The organism is Corallococcus sp. CA041A (genome assembly GCF_003612075.1).
Classification (GTDB): domain Bacteria; phylum Myxococcota; class Myxococcia; order Myxococcales; family Myxococcaceae; genus Corallococcus; species Corallococcus exiguus.
In genome coordinates, this window is the sequence record NZ_RAWF01000482.1 from 1 (window position 1) to 2,800 (window position 2,800).

Consider the following 2,800-nt stretch of genomic DNA (forward strand, 5'->3'; position numbering starts at 1 on the left):
GCCCCCAAGCGCGACCCGGGCGCCCTGCGGGTGATGACCTTCAACATCCAGTCCGGCCTCAAGGGGCTGGAGCAGGTGGCGGAGGTCATCCGCCAGGAGGGCCCGGACGTCGTCGCGCTGCAGGAGGTGGACGTGGGCTCCACGCGCGCGCACGGCCAGGACCAGGTGGAGCGGCTGTCCGCGCTCACCGGCCTGAAGTACCGCGCGCACTTCGGCACCACGCGGCTGTACGGCGGCGCGTACGGCATCGCGCTCCTGTCGCGCTATCCGCTTCAGTCCCTGGCGCAGTACCCGCTGCCCACGCCGGGTGGCGCGGAGCCGCGCACGCTGGCGCACGCCGTGCTGGACGTGGACGGGCGCGAGGTGAGCGTCTACGCCACGCACCTCATCCGCCGGCCCTTCAACGGCGCGGCGCGCGTGCGCCAGAGCGTCTTCATCTCGCAGCTGCTGGCGAAGGACACCCGGCCCCGGCTCCTGATGGGGGATTTGAACGACGACCCGGACTCGCGCCCGGTGCGCCTGTTGCGCCGCCAGCTCCAGGACGTGGCGCGCGTCACCCGCTCCGACGGGACGGGCACCTACCCGATGCCGCTGTTCCTGAAGTCCCTGCGCATCGACTACGTGATGGCGTGCGGCGCGTTCACGCCGGTGTCCACGCGCGTGCTGCACGTGGGCGTGTCCGACCACTACCCCGTGGTGGCGGACCTGCGGCTTGCTCCCGCCGAGGCTCCGGTCGCGTCTCCCATTGTGGTGGCTCCGGCCGCGCCCGCGGGCACGGCCTCGGCCGCCGCGGCGCCCTGAGGCTCAAGCCGGGGTGGGCAGGGTGAAGCGGTAGAGGACCTCCATGTCCCCCTTGCTGAAGCCCTTCATCACCTCGTGGTGGATCTCCTTGCGGCCGCTCAGGTACGCGAGGCCGCCGGCGGCGAAGCCCATCACCGCGAGCTCGAAGTAGATGTGCGGACGGGGCACGCCGGTGATGCGCAGCTCCACGGTGTCGCCCTGCAACTGCGCGGTCAGCTCGCCTTCGGTGAAGTAGCCCTTCCAGATGCCGGGGGTGAACAGGGCGAAGCGGCGGAAGTCGTCCTTGCCGAACATCGTCTTGAGCTGGCCCTGGCCCAGCGCGTACTCGGCGGACTTGATGCCGTATTGCCAGTAGGCCTTGGTGTCGCCGCCGTAGAAGCGCTGGGTCATGGCCTCGTTGAAGCGCAGGAAGGCGTCCGCCGGGATGCGTGAGACGGGCATGATGAGCTGCCCGAAGATGGGGTCCCGCTTCGCCTGCTCCGCGAGGAAGGCCTTCCATGCCGGTTCGCCGAAGGCCTGCACCGCCATGGTCTGCCGTGCCAGGAATGCGACGCCTTTGACATCCATCCGTATGCCTCCCACCGGCCGCTCCGGGTTCGTCTCGGACCCCGGCCGGGTCATCTTACGCATTGTGTCTTGAGACCCACTCTCGGGCGATACGCATCGCGACAATTCACCCGGTCGTTCGTCCAACCCACACCGTGAAACCTGTTATCGCGGACACAATGCCTCGCTGAAGGTGTTCGCGGGGCCGCGGGATGTCCGGTGCAGGACTAGGTTCCCGGCGGTGCGTCCCCTTGCCCTTCTTCCCAGACCCGGACGTGCGCGCCGGGCGGTGCTCCTGTTCGCGGGCGTGCTCACGGGCGGCGTGTTCGGGCTGGCCTGGTGGGTGGACCGGTTTGGACGTCACGAACGTGTGACGGACGCGGACGTGCTGGTGGTGCTGGGCGCGCGGGTGTTGCCGGGAGGTGTGCCGTCCGGCGCGCTGGTGGCGCGCATGGAGCACGCGGTGGCGCTGTATCGCCGGGGCGTGGCGCCGTGGCTGCTGTTGTCTGGCGGCGTGGGCGCCCATCCGCCGTCCGAGGCGCGGGTGATGCTCAAGCTGGCGGTGGCGGCGGGCGTGCCCGCGTCCGCGTGCGTGCTGGAGGAGGACAGCCACTCCACGCAAGCCAACGCGCGGTTCAGCGCGCGCGTGCTGCGCGAGCGGGGGGCGCGCCGGGTGGTGGTGGTCTCCGACCCGTATCACCTGCTGCGCGCGAGGCAGTGCTTCCGGCGCGAGGGCCTGGAGGTGGCCACGAGTCCCGCCCCCATCGCCGGGCGGATGCGCGGGTGGGACCGGGCGTACTGGACGGTGCGGGAGGCGTTCGCGCTGCTCCTGCACCCGCGCCTCCTGTGGGCGCGGGCGCCGGGCGGGCGCTGAGGGCCTCAGGTCCCTGTCGCGGTGTCCGGCGTGGGCGCGGGCGCGTCCATCTTGCTGAGCACCTTCTCCAGGACGCGGAAGAGGGCCTGGCGGTCGTCAGGGTCGAGCATGCCCATCACCACGCCCATCGCGCGGTGCATGGAGCGGTCGAGCTTGGCGAAGGTCTGCTTGCCCTTGTCGGTGAGGCGGCAGCGCACGATGCGCCGGTCGGTGTCCCCGCGTTCGCGGACGAGGTGGCCTTCGCGCTCCAGGCGGTCCACGACGCCCGTGACGGTCTTTTCGGTGACGCCCAGTCGCTTGGCCAGCTCGCCCATGGTGAGCGAGTCGTCCAGGCCCAGCCACAGCAGGGCATGCACCTGGGGCGGCGTGAACTGGAGCTGCTCGCAGGTGCTGGCGATGGGATCACGGAGTGAACGGCGACGGCCCAGCGAGAACATCAACTCCTGCATCCGGTCGACGTCCTTCGAGAGCGCTTCATCCTCTTTATGGATATTCCGTGACACAGAGTATTCATTAGCGGCGGGGTGCCTGCGGGTCAACTTGTAGGCTCAAGACTGCGTCCGGCGCGGGGTCGGGGGC

General features: G+C 70.5%; 4 protein-coding genes. 2 read left to right on the top strand and 2 right to left on the bottom strand.

Annotated elements, in window-relative coordinates:
* The coding region (locus tag D7V77_RS41350; RefSeq protein ID WP_120581649.1) for an endonuclease/exonuclease/phosphatase family protein at window positions 1-801 on the top strand (801 nt) is incomplete at its 5' end.
* Window positions 802-804: 3 nt separating this feature from the next.
* On the opposite strand, the gene D7V77_RS41355 is transcribed toward D7V77_RS41350, so the two are convergent.
* The gene (locus D7V77_RS41355) at window positions 805-1,368 is read right to left on the bottom strand and encodes a hypothetical protein (RefSeq protein WP_120581650.1); all 564 of its coding nucleotides are present in this window, start codon (window positions 1,366-1,368) and stop codon (window positions 805-807) included.
* Window positions 1,369-1,636: 268 nt separating this feature from the next.
* Between D7V77_RS41355 and D7V77_RS41360 the strand changes: the two genes are divergently transcribed.
* Complete coding sequence (locus tag D7V77_RS41360) at window positions 1,637-2,221, top strand: YdcF family protein (protein ID WP_233597549.1); 585 nt, start codon at window positions 1,637-1,639, stop codon at window positions 2,219-2,221.
* 5 nt (window positions 2,222-2,226) lie between these two features.
* Here D7V77_RS41360 and D7V77_RS41365 read toward each other — a convergent pair whose 3' ends face one another.
* Window positions 2,227-2,670: a MarR family winged helix-turn-helix transcriptional regulator gene (locus D7V77_RS41365; RefSeq protein ID WP_167548304.1), complete on the bottom strand. Its 444-nt coding sequence runs from the start codon at window positions 2,668-2,670 to the stop codon at window positions 2,227-2,229.
* Between the last annotated feature and the right edge of the window lie 130 nt (window positions 2,671-2,800).